20 protein-coding genes are annotated in these 21,804 nt (G+C 62.1%); 11 read left to right on the top strand and 9 right to left on the bottom strand.

Annotated features, from left to right (window positions below; all coding sequences use genetic code 11):
* Positions 1–5: 5 nt before the first annotated feature.
* On the bottom strand, positions 6–1,610 hold the full coding sequence (locus FCT00_RS05855; RefSeq protein WP_138422206.1) for a PAS-domain containing protein: 1,605 nt from the start codon (positions 1,608–1,610) through the stop codon (positions 6–8).
* A gap of 72 nt (positions 1,611–1,682) precedes the next feature.
* Entirely contained in the window at positions 1,683–3,062 is a 1,380-nt protein-coding gene (regB, locus tag FCT00_RS05850; protein ID WP_138422205.1) for a sensor histidine kinase RegB, read from the bottom strand.
* Between the two features lie 96 nt (positions 3,063–3,158).
* On the opposite strand from regB, the gene FCT00_RS05845 reads away from it, so the two are divergent.
* The 3 genes from FCT00_RS05845 (at position 3,159) to FCT00_RS21415 (ending at position 4,769) form a co-directional block, all read left to right on the top strand.
* A complete protein-coding gene (locus tag FCT00_RS05845) occupies positions 3,159–3,779 on the top strand; it encodes an SCO family protein (RefSeq protein ID WP_138422204.1) in 621 nt (206 codons plus the stop codon).
* 100 nt (positions 3,780–3,879) lie between these two features.
* The gene (locus tag FCT00_RS05840; RefSeq protein WP_008332545.1) at positions 3,880–4,434 is read left to right on the top strand and encodes an ActR/PrrA/RegA family redox response regulator transcription factor; all 555 of its coding nucleotides are present in this window, start codon (positions 3,880–3,882) and stop codon (positions 4,432–4,434) included.
* 161 nt (positions 4,435–4,595) lie between these two features.
* The gene (locus FCT00_RS21415) at positions 4,596–4,769 is read left to right on the top strand and encodes a hypothetical protein (protein ID WP_171042902.1); all 174 of its coding nucleotides are present in this window, start codon (positions 4,596–4,598) and stop codon (positions 4,767–4,769) included.
* Here the strand turns inward: FCT00_RS21415 and FCT00_RS05835 are convergent.
* Positions 4,754–5,635 carry a LysR substrate-binding domain-containing protein gene (locus FCT00_RS05835; RefSeq protein WP_008332547.1) on the bottom strand — a complete coding sequence of 294 codons (882 nt, stop codon included), beginning with the start codon at positions 5,633–5,635 and terminating at the stop codon, positions 4,754–4,756. The two genes, FCT00_RS21415 and FCT00_RS05835, sit on opposite strands and share 16 nt — an antisense overlap.
* Before the next feature lie 104 nt (positions 5,636–5,739).
* Between FCT00_RS05835 and FCT00_RS21410 the strand changes: the two genes are divergently transcribed.
* From FCT00_RS21410 to FCT00_RS05810, 6 genes are all read left to right on the top strand, one after another.
* Positions 5,740–5,904, top strand: coding sequence for a hypothetical protein (locus FCT00_RS21410; RefSeq protein ID WP_008332548.1), 165 nt, complete (start codon positions 5,740–5,742; stop codon positions 5,902–5,904).
* Between the two features lie 134 nt (positions 5,905–6,038).
* Positions 6,039–7,037, top strand: a complete 999-nt coding sequence (locus FCT00_RS05830; RefSeq protein WP_138422203.1) for an ArsJ-associated glyceraldehyde-3-phosphate dehydrogenase — start codon at positions 6,039–6,041, stop codon at positions 7,035–7,037.
* A gap of 22 nt (positions 7,038–7,059) precedes the next feature.
* Positions 7,060–8,124: a DUF1036 domain-containing protein gene (locus FCT00_RS05825; RefSeq protein WP_138422202.1), complete on the top strand. Its 1,065-nt coding sequence runs from the start codon at positions 7,060–7,062 to the stop codon at positions 8,122–8,124.
* Positions 8,125–8,157: 33 nt separating this feature from the next.
* The gene (locus FCT00_RS05820) at positions 8,158–9,222 is read left to right on the top strand and encodes a DUF1036 domain-containing protein (protein WP_138422201.1); all 1,065 of its coding nucleotides are present in this window, start codon (positions 8,158–8,160) and stop codon (positions 9,220–9,222) included.
* Positions 9,223–9,232: 10 nt separating this feature from the next.
* A complete protein-coding gene (gene arsJ, locus FCT00_RS05815; RefSeq protein ID WP_138422200.1) occupies positions 9,233–10,489 on the top strand; it encodes an organoarsenical effux MFS transporter ArsJ in 1,257 nt (418 codons plus the stop codon).
* Positions 10,490–10,606: 117 nt separating this feature from the next.
* The gene (locus FCT00_RS05810) at positions 10,607–12,655 is read left to right on the top strand and encodes a hypothetical protein (protein WP_138422199.1); all 2,049 of its coding nucleotides are present in this window, start codon (positions 10,607–10,609) and stop codon (positions 12,653–12,655) included.
* On the opposite strand, the gene FCT00_RS05805 is transcribed toward FCT00_RS05810, so the two are convergent.
* The 6 genes from FCT00_RS05805 to FCT00_RS05780 all read right to left on the bottom strand — a co-directional run bounded on the left by FCT00_RS05805 (position 12,652) and on the right by FCT00_RS05780 (position 19,521).
* The gene (locus FCT00_RS05805; RefSeq protein WP_171042901.1) at positions 12,652–13,194 is read right to left on the bottom strand and encodes an AAA family ATPase; all 543 of its coding nucleotides are present in this window, start codon (positions 13,192–13,194) and stop codon (positions 12,652–12,654) included. The genes FCT00_RS05810 and FCT00_RS05805 overlap by 4 nt on opposite strands.
* 88 nt (positions 13,195–13,282) lie before the next feature.
* Positions 13,283–15,934: a TRAP transporter large permease gene (locus FCT00_RS05800; RefSeq protein ID WP_138422197.1), complete on the bottom strand. Its 2,652-nt coding sequence runs from the start codon at positions 15,932–15,934 to the stop codon at positions 13,283–13,285.
* A 15-nt stretch (positions 15,935–15,949) separates the two neighbouring features.
* Complete coding sequence (locus tag FCT00_RS05795) at positions 15,950–16,948, bottom strand: TRAP transporter small permease subunit (protein ID WP_138422196.1); 999 nt, start codon at positions 16,946–16,948, stop codon at positions 15,950–15,952.
* Between the two features lie 106 nt (positions 16,949–17,054).
* Complete coding sequence (locus FCT00_RS05790; RefSeq protein WP_008332562.1) at positions 17,055–18,143, bottom strand: TRAP transporter substrate-binding protein; 1,089 nt, start codon at positions 18,141–18,143, stop codon at positions 17,055–17,057.
* 205 nt (positions 18,144–18,348) lie between these two features.
* Positions 18,349–18,999, bottom strand: coding sequence for a ChrR family anti-sigma-E factor (locus tag FCT00_RS05785; RefSeq protein ID WP_008332563.1), 651 nt, complete (start codon positions 18,997–18,999; stop codon positions 18,349–18,351).
* A gap of 3 nt (positions 19,000–19,002) precedes the next feature.
* Complete coding sequence (locus tag FCT00_RS05780; protein WP_008332565.1) at positions 19,003–19,521, bottom strand: sigma-70 family RNA polymerase sigma factor; 519 nt, start codon at positions 19,519–19,521, stop codon at positions 19,003–19,005.
* Between the two features lie 239 nt (positions 19,522–19,760).
* On the opposite strand from FCT00_RS05780, the gene FCT00_RS05775 reads away from it, so the two are divergent.
* Both FCT00_RS05775 and FCT00_RS05770 read left to right on the top strand, forming a co-directional pair.
* Complete coding sequence (locus tag FCT00_RS05775) at positions 19,761–21,050, top strand: NAD(P)/FAD-dependent oxidoreductase (RefSeq protein ID WP_138422194.1); 1,290 nt, start codon at positions 19,761–19,763, stop codon at positions 21,048–21,050.
* A complete protein-coding gene (locus FCT00_RS05770) occupies positions 21,047–21,802 on the top strand; it encodes a DUF1365 domain-containing protein (protein WP_138422193.1) in 756 nt (251 codons plus the stop codon). The genes FCT00_RS05775 and FCT00_RS05770 overlap by 4 nt, the downstream gene beginning before the upstream one ends.
* Positions 21,803–21,804 lie beyond the last annotated feature (2 nt).

Below are 21,804 nucleotides of genomic sequence, written 5' to 3'. Positions count from 1 at the left end.
GTCGTTTAATTCCCGACGCCGACAACCGAACGGCTCGGCATCGGGAACCGGGCGAACCCATCGCTCTCGTCCCGGCTTTCACCCGCTGTGATCTGAGCGAATTCGATCAACGTGAATCCGCGTGGCAGCGGCACGACGCGACAGATCAGGCTTCGACCGTCCTTGAGCGAAATTCCGGTCTCGATGGTTTCGCGCGGACCGGCATGACCGACGGCGCCCTTGATCTGGTCCCAGACCGCGCTGGGCAAGGCGGCGTCCCGCCACAGTTCGACAGCCTCATAAATCGGCATAGTCGAAGGATCGGCGCCGTCTTCGGTGACCCACAACCCGGCATAGTGGCTGTTCGACAGCGTCAGCACCCCGGAGGTGGAGAAAACGACAATGGCAGAGGGCAAGGCGTCCAATGTGGCCTGCGCGGTTTCGATCTCGGCCCGGTATCGACGGGCAAGGCCGATCTCGGCGGAAATATCCTCGAACAGGAAAGCGACGGCCCCATCCGGGTGCGGCCTCCCGGTTACGCGGTAGGTCTGCCCGCCCGGCAGCGTCCAGCTTTCCTCATACGTGCCGTTTCGGGCGGCATCGACGAGGTCCGAGATGCGTTGACGCCAAGATTTGTAATCCTTCGGTTCGGGCATCATCTGCATTTCCCGCAGCCGATCCAGAAATGCGGCGAGGGACGGCTTCGACACGAGAAAATCAACCGGCAGCGTGGTCAGGTCCAGAAGGGCGGGATTGAACATCGCCAGTTCGCGTGAGCGGCTGAAGATCGCCAGACCGATGGGCAAGGACGCGAAGGTCTTGGACAGTGTGGTCACGAATTCGGTGCGCGAGACTTCGGCCTTGACCAGATCGTCCGCCGGGATCGCCGTGCAGATCTGGCCGTCCCCGTTCAAACGCGTCTCCACCTCGAACCAATGCCGCGTCTCTTCGCCCGTCGGGGTGAGCGCCATCCGTTCCCGTCGTGATTCCGCATCGCTGCTGTCCTCCGCAGTCGGCCCCGCGAACAGCCGTGTGGGAGGCCAATTGTAGGATTGGCCGCCTTCTTCCATCGAATCCGCGAGGTCGAGGTAAGCACGGTTGCACCATGTGATGACCCCGGACGCATCCTCTTGCCAGATTGGGAAAGGGGTCCGGTCCGTGGCGGCGCGAAGCGTGTCCAGTTCACGATTCAGGGCGGCGACCGCGTATTTGTCAGGCCCGATTTCGGTATCGTCCACGCCCGTCGAGGTCAGCGTGATCCGGGCGAGACCATCGTGCCATTCCGCACGTAGCAAGCTCGTGCCGTCATTCGACACACGCTCCATCGCGCCCAGATCGGCGAGTTCGAATATCCAGGCCTCAAGCCCCGGGAAGCGGGGTTCGAGCAGGATCGAAAGCCGCGCCCAATCGGTGCCCCGACGGGGGGCCGACGCCAGCAGATCGCGCGCGGATGTGGTGGCATCCAGAAGGCTTTCGTTCTCGAATACGAAGGTGATCGCACCCCGTTCGCCCACGGAAACCTGCCGGATGCCGCCAGAGGGACGCCTGTCGAAAAGCCCGATGAACAAGAGCACCGCAAAGGCCACCAGAAAGGCAACGAAAACGAGTGCGATCGCAAGCAGTGTGGTCATGAAACAAGGTCCAGCCGTGAATCGTCACTGCATCCTAAAGTTGTGATGGTTAACGAATGTTTAAACGGGACGTTACCCGGCGATGACCACGTTCTCGCCGAGCATCGGAAGCCGCTCGGCAGCCTCGATATTGTCGGTGCCACGCGGCCAGACAACCTCGACGATCGCGCCCGACCGTTCATTCGGGCGCGCGACACCCGTGTAGGGGTCTTGCCCGTTCGCAAAGGTCAGCTCGGCACCCGTGCGTTCCAGCAAGGTCTTGGCGATGAAAAGACCCAGACCCATGCCTTCGTATTCCGGTCTCTGCGCGTCCGGGGCGGTGCGCCGGCGCCGGATGAACGGATCACCGATCCGACCCAGAAGGTGCGGCGGGTATCCCGCGCCGTCGTCGACGATCCGGATCATGATCGCCGTGTCCGTGGTATCCGCCTCGACCCAGACGGTCGTCGCGGCGAAATCGACCGCGTTCTGGACGAGGTTGCGCAGACCGTGGACCAGCTCGGGACGGCGCTGGATCATCGCTTGATTGTCCTCGTCCGCCTCGATCACGATGTCCTTTCCGCGGTCGCGGTGGGGTTCGGCGGCTTCCTCGACCACCGCGACGAGGGGTGCCTGACGCAAGTGAAGGTCGTCCTTTCCGGATCGCCCCATCGAGCGGAGGATGTCGCGGCAACGGTCGGCCTGATCCCGGATCAGTTCCGCATCGTCGCGCAGGTCCGAGCCTTCGGGCAGGTCCGACACCATTTCCGACGACACCAGTTTGATGGTTGCGAGCGGCGTTCCCAGTTCATGTGCGGCTGCCGCAACGACACCGCCGAGGTCGGTCAGCTTCTGCTCGCGCGCCAATGCCATTTGCGTGGCGAGCAAGGCCTGACTCATGGCTTGGGTTTCCGACGACACGCGCCGGGTATAGGCGGCGATAAAGCCGATCGCGGTCACGATGGCGACCCAGGCGCCGAATACGAACACCTCGGGCAGTTCGAGGACCGAACCATCCGCCGTGTAGAGCGGGATGTGGAGATCGACCGCGAAGGACGTGAACGCAATCGCGGCAGCCCCGACCAGCAATGTCGCGCGCAGCGACAGGGCGGTTGCGGAGACGGTCACCGGGGCGGCGATCAGGACGGCGAAGGGGTTGTTAAGCCCCCCGGTCAACACGATCAGCAGCCCCAGTTGAAGCGTATCGAAGAGCAGCATTCCGACGGCTTCCCGTTCGTTCAGCCGCTTGTTTTCGGGATAGACGAAGTGGAACACGATGTTCGCGATGATCGAAAGCCCGACGACTGCCGCGCAATATCCAAGCTCGATCTGGATGCCGAACACACGATCCGCGACACCGATCGCACCGATCTGGCCCCCGACGGCGACCCATCGGAGGATGTTCAGGGTCCGCAGTTTGATCCAGCTTCGGCCGGGGTTGGCTTCAAACAGGTCTGCGCTGCTGTCTGGCATGGTGTCCCGCAAAAGTGAGGGGTTGCGTCAAAGTCTACCCTTGTTAGTCGGGGGCGACTGGCCGATCAATGCGCCCGAAGTGCGCAGGAGGTTCCCATGACCCGTATCATCGCCGTCGTCGCGGCCGTCGCAATCGTCGCCCTGATCGGAGCGACTTGGTATGTCAGCCGGTCCGAGGCCGACGCATTCGCCGACTGCCGTGCCTCGGTCGTGGGGAGCGGGACGAGCACGATTGGCGGGCCCTTCGAACTGGTGGATGAAGACGGTCAGACGGTCACCGATCAGGATGTCTTCACCAAGCCGACCCTGCTTTACTTCGGCTACACCTTCTGCCCCGATGTCTGCCCGCTCGACAACGCGCGGAATGCCGAGGCGCTCGATCTGGTGCAGGAACGGGGATATGATGCGCAGATGGCGTTCATCTCCATCGACCCGGATCGCGACACGCCGGAGCAGCTCAAGGATTTCACCTCCTTCCTGCACGACGACATGATCGGCCTGACCGGATCGCCGGAACAGGTCAAGGCGGCGAGCCAAGCCTATAAGACCTATTACAAGAAACAGGACGAAGGCGACGATGAGTATTACCTCGTCGATCATTCGACCTTCACCTATCTGGTGCTGCCGGAAACCGGCTTCGTCGAGTTCTTCAAGCGGGACGACAGCCCCGAGAAGATCGCCGAAAGCATGTCTTGTTTCATCGACGCGTCCTCCTGATCCGTAGAAGAAACTGAACCGAAGTTTGACATGCATCAATTTGACGCGTGCAAAGGTGATGCATAAAGCTTTGTGAATGCGAACAGGCGGAGGACGGGAAATGTCCGAGAATGTGGCTTATGACTTGGGTGAAGATCGGTCGATCCTTCTGGTCGACGATGATGAACCGTTCCTGAAGCGACTCGCGCGCGCGATGGAAAAACGCGGGTTCGAGGTCGAGACGGCCGACAGCGTCGCGGGCGGCAAGGCCATCGCGACCGGGCGGCCCCCGGCCTATGCGGTCGTCGATTTGCGTCTTGGCGACGGCAACGGGCTCGACGTCGTGGAGACGTTGCGCGAACGGCGGCCTGAGTCGCGGATCGTCGTGTTGACGGGCTACGGTGCCATCGCGACGGCGGTAGCCGCGGTCAAGATCGGGGCGACCGACTACTTGTCGAAGCCCGCCGATGCCGATGACGTGGTCAAGGCTCTGCTCGCCAACGGTGAAGACCTGCCGCCGCCGCCGGAAAACCCGATGAGTGCGGATCGCGTGCGGTGGGAACACATTCAGCGCGTTTACGAACTTTGCGACCGCAACGTGTCCGAGACGGCGCGTCGCCTGAACATGCATCGCCGGACCCTGCAACGTATCCTCGCGAAACGCTCGCCGAAATGAAGGCCGCGCTGGCGGTCGCCTGCGCCTTGTTGGCGGGTTGTGCCGGAACAGCTTCAAATGTTGCGCCCGCCCGGCAGGGTGTGAGTTTCACGCCGGATGCCCAAGGGCTTTTGGTTTCCGGCACTGGGCAGCGGATGGATTTCGGTCGCAGCCCAAGGGGAATGATCCCGGTTCTTGAAAGGGAACTCGGCGCGGGGCGTGCGCTGCCGCTGGCCGGCTGTGCGCCGGGCATTGTCCGCCAACTGGATTGGGATGGTCTGATCCTGACCTTTTCCTCCGAGCGGTTCGTCGGTTGGAAAACGGCGGGCGAAAGCGCCGGTCAGACCTGTGCCTGAGCCATTTTCCGCAGCCATGCCCTGAAGGCGCGCGCGCCGGGGCTTAGAACGCCGGGCCGCGTGACGATGTAGTAACCCAAGCCTTCGGGGTCGCCTTCGTAGAGGGTCGTAAGCTGGCCCGAGTCCAGATCGGGCGCGACGAGCGCCTTTGACTGGATCGAAAGCCCCAGCCCGGCGCGGGCCGCCGACAGGACCATGCCGTTGTTCGCCATGTCCTGCGCCCCGACCTTGTCGAAATCCACGCCGATGGCCTTGCCCCAGACCCGCTGCTCGTTCGCGGCGGCTGAAAAGAACCAGTCGTGCGCGCTAAGTCCGCCCAATTCATCCAAGGTGCGGGCCTTGGTATAGGTCGGGGCCGCGACCACGACGAACTGACTGACCGCGAGCGGTTCGACATCGTTGCCGGGCCAGTCGCCGTTTCCGAACCGTATGGCGAGGTCGATACCATCGCGGCGCAGGTTCGCCAGCGCCATCGACGGCACGAGCCGCACCTCGACCTCGGGGTGCTGCGACCAGAACTGGCCCATTCTCGGCATCAGCCAAGCTTCCGCGAAGGATGGGGTGAGCGTCACCGTGATCGGGCGGATGGCGTTGCGGTCCATGATGTCCGTCACGCCCTCGGCGATCCGCCCGAACCCCTCGCCCAGCGCATCCGCCAGATCACGCCCCGTCTCGGTCAGTTTCATCGTCTGACCGTCGCGGGTGGCAAGGCTTTCGCCAAAATGCGTCTCGAGCGCGCGAAGGTGCTGCGCGATGGCCGCATGGGTCACGTTCAGGTCACGCGCTGCTGCGGACAGGGAGTTGTGGCGCGCCAAGGCCTCGAAGGCGCGGAGCGCCGCGAGAGATGGGATTCGGGACCAGTCCATCCCTTTACTGTAAGTGAAACTTACAACTTTGAAAGTTTAGAAACTCGCCTGACCCCCCCGAATCCCGCATGGTCCTTTCATGCAACGCGGAAAGGAGAAACGCCATGTTGGGTATCATGAACCACGTCATTCGCACCGCAACCGGGGCGGAAGCCCGTCGCGAGACCGGATTCGAACGCGAACACCGCATCCGCAACGCGGATCGCATCAAGCGGGAGGAAGCACGCGACGAACTGCGCCGGCGCATCTACAGCAAGATTTCCCTGTAAGCCAGGCTCACGCCAATCTTCGGGAGCCGCCGGAACGTCGATCAGACATTCCGGCGGTTTTCCTTTGTCTCGTGGATTTGTCATGAAACCGTTACATCGGGCCGATAGCCCGCGACCGACCACCGGAGGTTCACATGACACGCATCGCCATCAACGGCCTTGGCCGCATCGGGAAGCTCGTACTTCGTGAGTTGATCGACAACGGGGTGGAGGCCGAGATCGCCCTGCTGAACGATCCGGTCGGCACACCGGAGATTCACGCCCATCTGTTCGAGTTCGATACGGTCCACGGGCGCTGGGATGCCGACATCTCGCACAGCGACGCATCGGTCACCATCAACGGGACCGAGATTCCCCTGACCGCAAGCTGGACGATCGAAGACCTGCCGCTCGACGGCATCGACCTGGTCATCGACTGCACGGGTGCGTTCAAGACCAACGCGAAACTGGCGCCCTATTACGCGGCGGGCGTGAAAAAGGTGGTCGTCTCGGCCCCGGTGAAAGAAGAGAATGCGCTGAATGTCGTCTACGGCGTGAACAGCGACCTTTATACGGATCATGATCTCGTCACTGCCGCGTCCTGCACGACCAACTGCCTCGCCCCGGTGGTCAAGGTCATTCACGAGGCATTCGGGATCAAGCACGGCTCGATCACGACGATCCATGACGTGACGAACACGCAGACCATCGTGGATCGCCCGGCCAAGGATCTGCGCCGCGCGCGGTCGGCCTTGAACTCGCTCATCCCCACGACGACGGGTTCGGCCAAGGCGATCACCCAGATTTTTCCCGAGCTGACCGGCCGTTTGAACGGGCACGCGGTGCGGGTGCCCTTGCTGAACGCGTCCCTCACCGATTGCGTTTTCGAGGTGGAGCGCGACACGACGGTCGAAGAGGTGAACGGGGCCCTCGAAGCGGCGGCGAACGGCCCCCTCAAAGGCATTCTCGGATACGAGACGCGCCCGCTCGTCTCGACCGATTACACGAACGATCCGCGTTCCTCGATCATCGATGCGCCCTCCACGATGGTCGTGAACGGGACTCAGGTGAAAATCTACGCTTGGTATGATAATGAGTGGGGCTATGCCTGCCGCCTAGCCGACGTGGCCCGGATGGTTCTGGCATCCATTTGATCCATGACTTTCGGGGGCTGTCATGAACCCACGTTTTCTGTTCGTCCTGTTCTCGCTCTGCCCGGCTGCCGCATTCGCCGACGTGGAATTCTGCAATTCGACCGATGCCGTCGTTTCGGTGGCCATCGGATACAAGGGTGACGCCGATTGGGTGTCGGAAGGCTGGTGGAACGTCGACCCCGGCGATTGCCGGACCGTTCTGCCGGGGAATACGCCCAAGAGCCATTACTACTACCGGGTCGAATCCGGCGCCTACGCGTTCGAGCATGAGACCTATATGTTCTGTACATCCGACGACGTGTTCACGATTGTCGGGGACACGAATTGCGAAAGCCGCGGTTACGACCGCGAAGGCTTCAATGAGATCGCGATGGAGGGGCGGCCCGGCTTCACCATCGACATAACCGGCGACGGTGGGCGCGAAGGGCAACCTTCGGCCCAGACCGAGCGCGACGACGGCGTGCCGTCCCTTTTCGACAACCTGCTCGACACCTCCCCTTCGGCTGAAGCCGATCCGCCGGGCACCCATGGCGAATACGGAACCTATGCCGGGTTGTTCAGTCATTGCGGTGACTACGGCTCGGGTCGGGTCTGTTTCTTCTCGACCCAAGGCTGGGTTGTCGGCGTGGCCGAGGCCGGACCGACCCCACAGGCCCTCATCGACGATCTGGTGTCCCGCCCGGTCAATACGGCCATGCAGTTCTCGGGCGACGTGATGGAAAGCGGGAATGGTCGCGCCCTTTTGGCCCTGTCGGACTACATGGTCATCGCGGATGATGAGTTCGCTTCGGATCGCGACGCGATGCAGGGCCGCTGGGTCGGGGCGACCAATCGGGACTATGAGATCGAGATTTATGGCAGCTTCTTCACCGAAAGCTTCACGGGCGAACCCGAAATGTCGAGTTTCATGCACTTTCGGAATGGCTGCCCGGGGGCGCAGGGCGACGGGGTGGGCGTGCGCCTGATGCCTTCGGACGAGAACGACCCCGAGACCTGTTTCTTCCTGTCCTACATCGACGACACTCAGATGGAGCTGCTGTTCGTCGACGACTTCAGCGAGCCGGTGGTGATGAATCGCGCGCCGTGACGGGTGCTGCATGGGGAACGAAGGGGACATGGGATGAAGTGGTTATTGGTCGCGGGTGCCGCGTGCCTGCCGTCGGCGGCACAGGCGGGGCTTGAGTTCTGCAACCAGACGGGATCATCGGCCTCTGTCGCCATCGGTTACAAATCCGCTGACGGATGGATGTCCGAGGGATGGTGGAACATCGACGCGGGTGCCTGCAAAACCGTCATCTCGCGCGATCTGGACAAGACGCATTATTACTGGCGGGCGGAAAGCCGTGACCTGTCGTGGTCCCATGCCAATTTCATGTTCTGCACCAGAGACGAGGTTTTCACCATTCTCGGTGATGAGGATTGCACGGCGCGTGGCTATGACCGCGAGGGCTTCAACGAGATCGAGACCGAAGGCTTCACCACCTTCACGATGAACCTGACGCATACGGGTGACGGGCGGGATGACAACATCGCGGACCACGGTCCACGCGACCCGGAAGAGGGTATCGTCTATCCCGACGAGCCATACGACAGCGCCGCATCCGACGTGGTGGTAGACCCGCCGGGCACCCATGGCGAACCCTATACGTTCACGGGGATTCTCAGCCATTGCGATTGGTATGACGCCGGGGTCGGGTGCACCGTTCTCGCCGACGGCTGGAGTTACGTCGCTTCATCCTACGATCCGACCCCGGTCGCAGTTCTGGAAGAGCTCGAAGCGCTGGGCACGAATGTCCCGATCACCATTTCCGGCGACATGATGTTTTACGAGGGCACGGAAGCGACTGTTACAATCAGCGACTATTCATTCGCGCAACCGGACGTCTTTCAGACCACCCGGCAAGCGATTCAGGGCTACTGGCAGTCCGAGGACGATGCGAACTACGAGGTGCTGATCCATGGGTCCAGCTTCGAGGAATACTACCAGCAGATGCCGGACATGCCGCTTTTGATGCACTTTCAGACCGGATGCCCGGACAATCCTTCGAACGGCACTGCCTTTCGCCTGACGTCGCGCGACGGGTCTGAAGATCGCTGTGTGTTGGTCAGCCATGTCGACGCCTCATCGCTCGAGCTTTTCGTCGCCGGGACGATGCGCCCCCTCTACTTCCAGCGAAAGAACTGACGTGACCGATATGACCGGGAAACCGGAGAATGCGCTTGCGGCCTATGTCGCGGTGACGGCGGCCTACTGGGCCTTCATGCTGACCGACGGCGCGTTGCGGATGCTCGTGCTGCTGCACTTTCACGACCTTGGATTTTCGCCGATCACGCTGGCGTGGTTGTTCCTGCTCTACGAGGTCGCCGGAATGGTCACGAACCTGTCGGCCGGGTGGATCGCGGCGCGGTTCGGTCTGACCACGACGCTTTATGCCGGTCTTGCGATCCAGATCGTCGCGCTCGTCGCCTTGTCCCGGTTGAACCCCGGCTGGGCCGTCGCGGTGTCGGTCCTGTTCGTGATGATCGTTCAGGGGATGTCGGGGGTTGCCAAGGATCTTGCGAAAATGTCCTCCAAGTCGGCGGTCAAGATCCTCGCCCCGACGGCAGGGGGCGGCCTGTTCCGATGGGTCGCGGTGCTGACGGGATCGAAGAACGCGGTGAAAGGTATCGGGTTCTTCCTAGGTGCCGGACTGCTCGCCACCATCGGGTTCAAGGCCGCGGTTCTGTCGATGGCGGTGGTGCTGACCGTGATCCTTGTCGCGGTGGTGCTGTTCATGCCCGCGGGCCTGCCTAAAGGCTCTAAATCAGCCAAATTCACCCAAGTCTGGTCCAAGAATCGAAATATCAACCGGCTGTCACTGGCCCGCATGTTCCTGTTCGGCGCGCGCGATACGTGGTTCGTCGTCGGCATTCCGATCTACTTCACGGCCCTGATTTCAGACGGGAGCGAGGACGGCAACCGCGCCGCGTTCTTCCTTGTTGGCGGCTTCATGGCGCTCTGGATCATCGCCTATGGCGCGGTGCAGGCCTCGGCGCCCCGATTGCTCGGACAGGCCGCGCACGAAAGCCGGGTGGCCGTCCGCCTCGCGATCCGGTGGGTCGGCATCCTGACCGCGATCATCGCAGTGCTCGCCGCCCTGTCGCTGACGTCCGCGACATGGATCGCGGGCGTACTCGTCGCGGGCCTTTTGGCCTTCGGTTTCGTCTTCGCAATCAATTCGTCGCTCCACTCCTACCTTATCCTCGCCTTTTCACAGGCGGAACGGGTCACGATGGATGTGGGGTTCTACTATATGTCGAACGCCGCCGGGCGGCTGATCGGAACGCTGGCTTCGGGCATCAGCTATCAGACCGGCGGGCTGCCTCTTTGCCTCGCCACGGCTGCCGCAACGGCTGGCGCAAGCTGGATTTCTGCCAAAAGATTGGGCGGCGACGGCGCTTTGAATGCTTGACGATTTCTTTTCAGTTGATTGGTCAGAGGCCATCCGTAAAGCTTGGTTAGTATTCTATTAATGACATTGCTTTGACCCGGTTTTTTGGGCCCGTTCGAGCGGTGGAGAGGGGGCCAATTGACTGGATCGATCAATGTAAATGAATCGACGCGTGAAATCACCGTCGATTCCTCAGGCAGCTTGATAGCGGACGACGGCGTAACCACGCTTGCCGAAGCGGTCGCCCATGCGAACGCATGGGACGGGACAGGTTCGGCCTACACTATCCTGTTCGATGCGAGCCTCGATACCATCTGGCTGACGACGCCGATTGTCATCACGACCTCCATGACAATCGACGGTGGCCCGCTCGACGCTGGTTCGCCGAGCTTAGACATCCGAATGGACACGTTCGACCGTATCTTCGAGGTCGATCTTGAACTTGCAGAGTCCCTGTTCCTCAGAAACGTCGGCGTCAAATCCGGGAACCACGTGTCGCCCGACAACGGCACCGGCGGCGCGGGTATGCTGATCGAGGGGAGCGGTTACGTCAGTGTCTTTCAGTCCGAGTTCTCGTTCAACTCTCAAAGCCACCTGAATCCCGCGGGCACTTTTACGGCAGGCTACGGTGGAGGGATCCTGCATGAGGGCGGAACCCTCGTCGTCACGGACAGCACTTTCGCGAACAACAAGGCGGGTTTTGGCGGCGGTGCGATCAGCTCGAGCACCACGGCGGGGCAGCTTTACATCAGCGGATCGACGTTCAGCAACAACTCCGCCAGCGGTGCAGGCGGTGCGATTTATGCGCTGAACCATACGTCCACCGTCACGATCGTGAACTCGACATTCGAAGGCAACAGCGTAGCGGACGTCGCCAATACCAACTCGACGGCAGGCGGCGCGATCTATGGCAGCGACATTGATCTGACCGTGAGCAACACGACCTTCTCCGACAACTCCGTGGCGGAAGGCGCAGCGGGCAGCGGGGATGGCGGCGCCATTGCCCTCGTCAACTCCACGGCCAATGTGCAATCTACACAGTTCAACCGCTCGAGTTCCGAGGGTGTCGGAGGCGCGATCTTTGGAGTGGCAACCGACCTCACGGTTACCGGATCGTCCTTCCTGAACACGGAATGGTTCGGCGGCGGCAACGCGATTGAACTGCTTGGCGACGGAACGCTCGATTTCACGACGAGTTCGGTCGACCTGACCGGCACCACGAACCCGATCGCGATCTTCGGTCCCAATGGCCGCAATGTGATCGAAGCAGACCCCGAAGGTACGGAATATCGCATGGGAGACGCCGATGACGACATCCTGCTTTTGGGTACGGGCATGACACTTCGTTTGGGCGACGGAGCGGATTTGATAACCGGAACGATGGCGACGTTCTTTGGCAACACGGTTGCCGATCTAAGTATCGAAGATGTGTTCTGGATGACGGACGACAAAGCGCCGAGCGATGATTTTCGTGTTCTCGCCGTCATCACCCCCGAACCTGGCGGGGGTATATCGGCCGAGTATTATCTGGATGGCGTCACGTCGACTTTCGCTCCGATCCGGATTGTCGCGGAGAACGACATTTCCGGCACCGATATTTTGATGAGCCATGTCGCGGACCAAACGCAGTTCGGTCTGATCGACCTGTTCCCGGCCCTTTCCGAGGGGACGACGGTGGCGGACGCCGACCCGGAGCGGTCTGCGATGCTCGAATTCTTCGCGGAAGGCTGGCAGGCCTATAGCATCACGACGCGCACCGACCTTGCCGCGACGGTGAACAACAACGCCATCGGGGTGTATGAGGTCAGCGGCGGCGGAACGATCTCGAACGTCCGAATTCTGATCGACGACGCCAAGGTTGGGACGACCGAAACGTTCCAGCGCATGACCGACGGTTACCTTGAGTTCTTCATCATCAAGGACGGGGCGGATCTTGCGGCAACGCTGGGCCGCAAGTCGCTTTCAATCGATAGCGACGGGTCGCTGCTCGTGAACGGCGTCGAAAGCGACCGGTTCATCTGGCACATGGACACGTCCCGCAACAGCGATGCGGCCAACCATGCGATCATCGGACACGGGGGTCGCGCAGACACGATCCGCATCGGGTTCGAAGACGCCTCCGCTTGGGACAACGACTTTCAGGACGTGGTGATCGATGTGCAGGGGCTGGACGGCTTGCCGATCTAGTCCGCGACCGTCGCGATCCAGTCCGCGATGCTTTCGGCGCATTCCTCGGCGGTGAGTTCGGTCGTGTCCAGCTGGAACACGCGCTCGGCCTCGCCGCCCATGAGGATCTGACCCTGTTCGTGATACTGAAGCGCCAGCGCCCGTTTGCGTGATTTGGTCATCGCCTCGCGACCCGCCGACCCGATCCGGCGTGCGTTTTCGTCGGGGTCGCAATGGACGTGGACGACATGTAGCGGACCGTGCGTTTCCGCCAGTTTCTCGATCCGGGCCCAGGCTTCCGCCGACCAATCCGAATCCTTGCGCAGGGTGTCGGTCATGATGAGCGGCACGTCCGACGGCATCTCTGCGATCCGCTTGTCCGCGATGTCCCAGACGGCGCGCACGGTGTCGTAGAACGCTGCGCTTTTGAACTCGGTCAGGGCATAGGCGAGGTTCATCTGGGTGTGAACGTCGAGCAGTCGACCGCCCAGACGATCCATGAGCGCCTGACCGATGGTGAGCTTCCCGGTGCCGGGATATCCGTTGAGAAAAATCAGCATGGCGGGATCATGCATCGGATCGCGCCCGAGGCCAAAAGAAAACCGGCGCGGAGGGCCGCGCCGGTGATTTTTTGCGATCCGTGATGGATCAGAAGTTCAGCGACACGTCGCGGTGGTTGGCCGAACAGGACGCCATGGCGAGCGCCTGCTTGCGGGTGAACCGGTCCTGCGACCGGATACCGAAGGTGCCGATCACGCCGTCGACGTAGTTGCGGACGCCGGGCAGGGCCGCTTGGGCATCTGCGCGCCATTGGGCCTGAGTCGCGTATTCGGCCAGTGCGTCTTCGTAGTTCGACAACACCTCTTCGCGGTCCGGTTCGTCCTCGTCGAGTTCGCGGCGGGCCTTGGCGAGTGCGGACTTCACGTCGCCCGCGCCCTCGACTTCGCCGATGAGGTCTTCGACCTCTTCGACTTTCAACGCATCCGCTTCGCCCGCGCCCGTCTCCATGAGAGAGCGAAGGTCGTTGAGCGGCGCCTCGAGCGCCACGAACGCGTCGTAGTCTTCGAGCACCGCCAGAACCTCGGCCGGGCCCGAATAGGCATCGTCGGCTGCACGGCGATACTGGTTGCGCGCGGCATCCTCGGCGGTCGTCAGTTCGACGAAGGCGTCATGCGCTGCCTCCCACCCCTCCGGGATCTGGGCTTCGAGCGCGGCGATTTCTTCGTCGATCTCGGCGACGCGCGCCTCGAGCGGCCCACGGCTTTCGCTGTCGGCTTCGAGACGATTGAGAAGCGTCTGATCCTCGTCCCGTTCCTCTTCGAGCCGCCGGATCTGCTTTTCGAGATTCCGCACGGCAATGAGTTGCGGGCGATACTCCGGCGTGGCGGCATCCACCGCAGCCTCGGCCTCGTGGATCGCATCCATCTGGGCGAGCGCGGTTTCCCCTGCCTCGACGCCTTCGTTGAAGTCATCGCGCATGTCTTCGGGAAGCGCCGAGAGGTCCAGCGTTTTCGCGGCGGCGACGGCATCGGCCGTTCTCGTGCTGCTCGCAAGCTGCTGACCCACGTAGTCTTCGAGGCAAAGCTGAAGCTGCGGGTTGCGCGGCGGCGGTGCGGTTTCACCCAACAGGCTCACGCGGTTGGGGAGGTAGTTCACGAGCGGCGGGTAAGACCCGACGATTGCCAGAGCAAGGAGCTGCAACAGGATGAACGGCACGACGCCCTTGTAGATCTGGAGCGTCTTGACCACCGCGGGTGCGACGCCGCGCAGATAGAACAACGCGAAGCCGAAGGGTGGCGTCAGGAACGACGTCTGGATGTTCAGACCGATCATCACGCCCAGCCAAACGGCTGTCACGTTGGCGCCGGGGTCGGCCAGCAGGATCGGCGCGACGATGGGCACGACGACCACGGCGATCTCGATGAAGTCGAGGAAGAAGCCGAGGACGAAGATCACCGCCATGACGATGACGAACTGGGTCCAGAACCCGCCGGGCATGCTGTTCAGGAATTCACGCACCAGCTCTTCGCCGCCGAAGCCACGGAAGGCGGCGGTCAGCATGGCCGCGCCGAGCAGGATGATGAACACGAGCGATGTGGTCTTGGCCGTCTCGAGCATCACACCCTGAAGCGTGAACTCGATCCGGATCGCACGGACCGCCGACCAGATCAGGGCGGTGACGATCAGGATGGTCGCAAGGGCACCGATTGCGATGCCGAGCTGGTCCTGCGCGCTATCGACCGCCTTCACGTTCATTTCGAACATGGAAAGCGCGACCCCAATCAGGACGAGGCCCGCGATGGCGACGAGCGCAGGTCCGAACAGCATCCGGCTGCCGGAGGGCGGCAATCGGTAGGAGGCCATGATAAGCGCACCCGCGGCACCGATGGCGCCGGCCTGGTTCACCGTGGCGATACCGCCGATGATCGAGCCGAGCACGAGGAAGATCAGCGCGAGCGGCGGGATCAACGACAGGCTGACACGGCCCCAGAACGCGAGATTCCATTTCTGGCTCTTGTCATGCACGGCGGGCGCGGCTTTGGGCCGGATCACCGCGTAGACCAGAATGTAGATCATGTAGATGCCGACGAGGACGAGACCCGGAATGAGAGCACCCAGAAACATTTCACCGGCCGACGTGCCGCTGACCCCGAAGGTCGAGGGCATCTGAAGGTCGCCGGTGGCGTCGGTGTAGAGGTTCTTGCGCAGCGTCGAGGCCTGATCTGCGGCGCTCGCCAACTGGTCGGCAAGGATGATGAGCACGATGGACGGCGGAATGATCTGACCGAGCGTGCCGGAGGCCGCGATCGTGCCGGTTGCGAGCGGTGTCGAATAGTTCGACCGCAACATGGCCGGGAGCGAGATCATACCCATCGCGACGACGGTGGCGCCCACGATGCCGGTGGTCGCGGCAAGAAGCGCGCCCACGAAGACGACCGAGATACCCAGACCGCCCGGCACGGGGCCGAAAAGCTGGGCCATGGTGACAAGCAGGTCTTCGGCGATCTTGGACCGCTGGAGCATGATGCCCATGAAGATGAAGAGCGGGATGGCGATGAGCGTATCCCTCTCGACCTCCCAATAGACCCCTCGGAGGTTCGTGACCCCCGCCGTCAGCCACTGTTGGGGACCGCCGGAATGGAAGTAGGCGTCCGTGTTGCTCTCAAACAGATAACCGGTCCCTGCGGCGAGACCGATGGTGATGATCGCGGCACCCGGAAGCGCGAACGCGACCGGGAAACCGGAGCCCAGCGCGGCCGCCATGATGACGATCAGCAGAAGAAGGAAGAAGATTTCCATTGTTCCGGTGTCCCCTCAGTGTCCGGCGTCTTGCGCGGGTTCGCGATGGCCCGGTTCATCCCGGGCATCTGCAACGGCGTCGAAGAAATAGCTGACGAACTGGATCAGCATGGTGATCCCGAACAGGCCGATGAAGGCGGCCATCTGGTATTTCACGAACATGCCGAACGGCCCGGCCTGACTGACCTCGAAGCTGGTCAGCGGTGCGTTGATGATCGATTGCTTGCCGCCGAAGCCGATGGCGAGGATCACCCAGACCGTGCTCATCCCAAGCAGGATGGTGCCGAAGGCGTTGGCGAAACCCTTCTTGGTGCGGCCGAAGCCCGCATAAAGGATGTCGACCCGCACGTGACCTTCGTCGAACAGCGTGTAGGCCGAAGCGAAGAGGAACAGCGCGGCATACCAATAGCGAACGAGGTCGCCCATCAGCGCCTGTTCATACGAGAACACGAAGCGCGAGATGACGATCAGGAGTTCGGCGGCCACGATCAGGAGCGAGAGCCAGACGAAACCGAGCGTGCGGGTGAACAGGGCGAGGATGAAACCGACCACGATGAGAGGCCCGTGCACCCACGGCCCGACCCAATTGGCGCGGGCGAACTGGCGCGAAATGTCGGTGCCGAGGATCGGCTCGATCATGTCTTCGGTGCGCATGAACGCGATGGTCGCGTCGGCGATGCCCACCAGAAAGACCGACCAGAACAATGCCCGGATCAGGTAGACGTTGAACATATGGACGCGGTGCGCATCCCACCGGATCGCCCGGTCCTGCGTCGACAGGACGAAGACCGCCGCGATGGCGACCCCGATCAGGTAAAGCGCGGCCTGAATCCAGGCCAGCCCCGCGCCTTCGCCGCCAAGCGCGGCTGTCCCGGGGAACCCGAAGTAGACCACGAGAACATTGTTGATGAGAAACGCGGCCAGCACGCCAAGCGTGATCCAGCCGAACAGACGTTGCAGAACCGCTGGCCGCCCGTGGCGCGGAATCTCAGTGTGATCGAAGACCTCAGTCATGGCCCCTCCCGTGGACGCAAGTGAGCGTGATTTCGCGGTCGTTTATCAGAAAAAAAGCGGGACCGAAGCCCCGCTTTTCACTTTTTGATGCGTTATTCCACCGCAATCAGCCGATGTCGAAGATCCGGTTGCGGTTCGCGACGAACTGACCTTCGAAGAGTGCGATGCCGCGGCCGAAGTCGCGCATCTGCTTCTGGCAGCTCTCGTTCACGCGCGCGGCGAGGTCGGAGTAGGCGGCCGTCTCTTCGAAGACTTCCATCGCGGCTTCGCCCATGGCGTCCCACACGTCTTCGTTGAACTCTTTCACTTCCACGCCCTGCTCGTCCTGAAGCTTGTTCAGGTACTCGCCGTTCAGCGCGGTCGCTTCGTAGTAGGAGTTGGCGTTCTCTTCCAGCGCGGCGGCGGTGATGATCGCACGCTGGGTGTCGGTCAGACCCGACCACCACGACTTGTTCGAGGTGAGCGAGAGCTGCGCGCCCGGCTCGTGCATACCGCCGGTGTAGTAGAACTTGGCGGCTTCGTAGAACTTCATGAAGTAGTCGTTGTACGGACCCACCCACTCGGTCGCTTCGATCGAACCGGAGACGAGGTTTTCGTAGATCTGACCACCCGGAAGCGACACGGTCGACGCGCCGAGTTTCGACAGAACCTGACCGCCAAGGCCCGGAATACGCATTTTCAGACCCTTCAGGTCGTCAGCGGATTCGATTTCCTTGTTGAACCAGCCGCCGGCCTGCGTGCCGGTGTTGCCAGCCGGAAGGCCGTAGAGGCCGAACTGATCCTGCACTTCGTCCCACAGGGCGCGGCCTTCGCCGTAGATGCACCATGCGTTGATTTCAGCGAAGGTCATGCCGAACGGCACAGCGGTGAAATAGGCCAGCGACGGGTCTTTGCCGGTCCAGTAGTAGTCGGCGCCGATGTAGGCCTGCGAGTTGCCGTTCGCGACTTCGTCGAACACGTCGAGCGCGCCCACACGTTCGCCAGCGGCGAAGTATTCGGTCTGAATGGCACCTTCCGACAGTTCGGTGATGCGCGCGGCCAGACGCTGTGCCGAAACACCGAGACCCGGGAAGTCACGGGGCCAGGTCGACACGATGGTCATGGTCGTTGCGTGGCTGGCAGCGATCGCCGGAGCGGCCAATGCGGTACCGGCGGTGCCAAGCGCGGCACCCTTCAGAAACTTACGACGTTCCATGGTTCCTCCTCCAATAAGACGTCTTGTCTTTTCGTTGTTATCGGTGCGGGTTCCCTGCCCGCAGCCTGCCACACCCTACCCGGAAGTCTTGGATATTCAAACGAAAAGACCCGGACGCGGCGGTTAAATTCGTCGCATCCGGGTCATTATGTAGGCTGCCCTACGGGAAACTACGTAGGTCCGCGTTACCGCAAACGCGAAAATCTCATATCGCGAACAGAGGTTGAAGGATGCGCGGCACGAAGGCCGAGAATCGCAACGGCGCATCGGTTGCCGCCAGACAGATGCAGTCGACACCTTCGTCGGCGACCGGAACGTGTTCCAGATCGTCGTTCGCGACTTCGACGTCGCCGACATCGAAATGCCCGGTCGCGTCGGAGAATCCGCCCTGAAGCACCAGCGTCAGCTCAAGCCCGCCGTGCGTGTGCTCCGGCACCGGCTTGCCAGCGGGGATGTGGAGGAGCCGGGCGGACCCTTCGCGGTCCATATCCACGATGCACTGGCGCACGCCGCCGCCGAGCCGCTTCCATTTCGGCTTTTTGCCCTTGAGCGCGGCCATCACGGGACCGGGATAGATGCCGTCGCGAACAGGCGTCTCGTCTTCCTCGCGGTCGAGGTCAATGGCGTCATCCAAGCGGCCCATGATCTGAGCGCGAAGGTCGCCGGACAGCGGCGCTTCGGCCATGCTGTCGAGTACGGCACCACCTGCCGCCTCATGCGCGTGAAGATTTGCACGGCAGTCGTCGCACATCGAAACATGCGTGGCGACGACCAGCGAAAAGGCTTTGGGTAGGTTCCCGGCCACATAAGCCGCCATCACGGCGTCGGGGATGTGATGCGAGATCGTATCAGTCATTTCTTACCTCAGATCCTTCAATTCATGCCGCAGTCGGTCGAGGCCCAACCGGATGCGGGACTTGATGGTGCCGAGCGGCAGTCCTGTCGCCTCGGCAATGTCACTATGCGAAAGCTCACCCAGGTAGGCTTTCTCGATCATTTCGCGCTGGTCGGGGTTCAGACGGTTCAGCGCGTCGCGCAGCACGTCCGTCTCCTGCTCCAGCGCAAGCACCTGCCCTGCATCGGGGGTGCCGTCGTCCTGTTCGGCCTTCAGGGCTTCCGGCATTGGCCGGCCCTCTTTCCGCACGATGTCGATCTGGCGGTTCCGGGCGATCTGGTAGATCCAGCTCGACACCTGGGCCCGCTCGGGATCGAACAGGTGCGCCTTGCGCCAGACCGACATCATCACGTCCTGAACGATGTCTTCGGCCTGACCGGCGGGCGCCCCGCTGCGGATCACGAACCCTTTCAGGCGCGGTGCGAAATGGTCGAACAGCTGCCCGAAGGCGTATTTGTCACGTTTGTCCCGGATCGCCAGCATCCAGAGGGTCTGCTCTGAAAACGGCTTCGGGTCTTCTGTCGTCGTCGTCGCCACGCGGCGCCCCGTCTTCCCAATTACAGCAGTAGCGACCAACCCCGCAGGCGGGGCGAGGTCATGATCGCGGGTATCTTCGTCGAGACGCAGCATACCAACATTACGGGGACAGATGAAACTTGGATCAGAAATGATCCGTATCTTTTTGCGAGCCGTAACTCAGCCTGCACAAACGAGGATTTCGCATGTCATTCGACGCACCACCCCTTCGACCGCAACGCATCGCCGTGATCGGCGGCGGCGTTTCCGGTCTTGCCGCCGCATGGCTGCTTGCCCCGCAAAACGATGTCACCCTCTACGAAGCGGCGCCCCGGCTGGGTGGTCACGCGCGGACGGTGGTGGCCGGGCGAAACGGGGATCAGCCGGTCGACACGGGCTTCATCGTGTTCAACGAGGTGAACTATCCGCACTTCACGGACATGCTGAAAAAGCTCGACGTTCCGGTGGCGGATTCAAACATGAGCTTCGGCGCGACGGTCGATCGCGGTCGGGTGGAGTATTCGCTTCAGACGCTCAACACGATCTTCGGGCAGCGCCGCAATCTGGGGCGACCGGCCTTCGTCGGCATGATCCGGGATCTCATCCGGTTCAACAATGAGGCCGAGGAAGCCGCCGACAGCGATGACGTGACCATCGCGGAACTGGTCGAGACGCTTGGGCTGGGCGACTGGTTCGCGCGTTATTACCTGATGCCGATCTGCGGCGCGATCTGGTCGACGCCGACGATGGATGTCGGGGCCTTCCCGGCCAAAACGCTGGTCAACTTCTTCAAGAACCACTCGCTTCTGGGGTGGAAGCAACACCAGTGGAAAACGATCGACGGCGGTTCGATCCAGTATGTGAACCGCCTGACAAACGATCTGCGTGTTCGCGGCGTGTCGCTCCGCCCCGGCACGCCGGTTCAATCCGTTCGCCGCGATCCCGGTCTGGTGACCGTTCGCGCGCAAGGCTCTTTGCCCGAGACGTTCGATCAGGTGATCTTCGCGACGCACTCCGACGATGCCCTCCGGCTGATCGAAAACCCCACCGCTTCGGAAGAGGCCACGCTGGGCAATTTGAACTATCAAGACAACCGCGCGTTTCTTCATTGCGACAGCGGCCAGATGCCATTGCGCCGTCGCTGCTGGTCGTCGTGGACCTACAAGGCCGAAACGGCGGGCGAAGACACGCAGATCGGAGTGACGTACTGGATGAACCGGCTTCAGAACATTCCCGACAACGACCCGATGTTCATTTCGCTCAATCCGTCCTCCGACATCCGGCAGGAAGCGATTTATGACGAGGTGATGTTCCGCCATCCGGTGTTCGACCGTGCGGCGCTGCGCGCGCAGAAAGACCTCAAGGCGATCCAAGGCCACAACAACACGTGGTTCGCCGGGGCCTATACCCGTCACGGGTTCCACGAGGACGGGTTTGCTTCGGCGGTGGCCATCGCCGAGCGCATTCAGCCCGCACAGGAAGTCATAGCCGCATGAGTGTCGCGCCCCGGCATATGCGTGGCGAGACGATGCATGCCCGCAAGGATGCGATCCGGAACCGGTTTCGCTATGCGGTCGATTACCTTCTGATCGACCCGGACGACACGCGGGACATCGCCCCGCTTTTTTCGCGCAACTCCGCCGGTCTTTTCTCGCTCCATGATCGGGACCACGGCGGCGTGCGCGGTGATGGCGAGGGTGTGTCTTGGGCGCAGAAGGTCTTGGGGAACGCGGGTCTCGACATGGCGGGGGTCAAGCTTCTGCTCCTGGCACAGCCCCGTTTCGCGGGTTTCTGGTTCAACCCGGTCGCGTTCTGGCTGGCGATGCGCGGTGAGGATCTTGTCGCCGTTATCGCCGAGGTGAACAACACGATGGGCGACCGCCACAGCTACCTGTGCGCCCACGAAGGGTTCGTGCCCATCGGAGGGAAGGACGTTCTGACGTCGAAAAAGGTGTTCCACGTCTCGCCGTTTCAGGAAATTTCGGGCGATTACCGTTTCCGCTTCGATGTGTCCGATGAACGGATCGACATCACCATCGACCTCGTAGACGGGAACAAGGGGTTGATCGCAACGCTCTCGGGACCGCTTGCGCCGTTGACCACCCGTTCCGTGATTACAATGGCGGTCCGGCGGCCGACCGGCGCCCTTCGTGTGATGGCGCTCATCCTGTGGCAGGCCGCGAAACTCAAGATCAAGGGCGCCACGTTCCGCAAACGCACACCACCCCCGACACAGGAAGTGACCTGATC

It is taken from the genome of Maritimibacter alexandrii, from assembly GCF_005871115.1.
GTDB classification, from domain to species: domain Bacteria; phylum Pseudomonadota; class Alphaproteobacteria; order Rhodobacterales; family Rhodobacteraceae; genus Maritimibacter; species Maritimibacter alkaliphilus.
The sequence above is the reverse complement of the archived record's forward strand: the minus strand, read 5'-3'. Positions and strand labels throughout refer to the sequence as shown.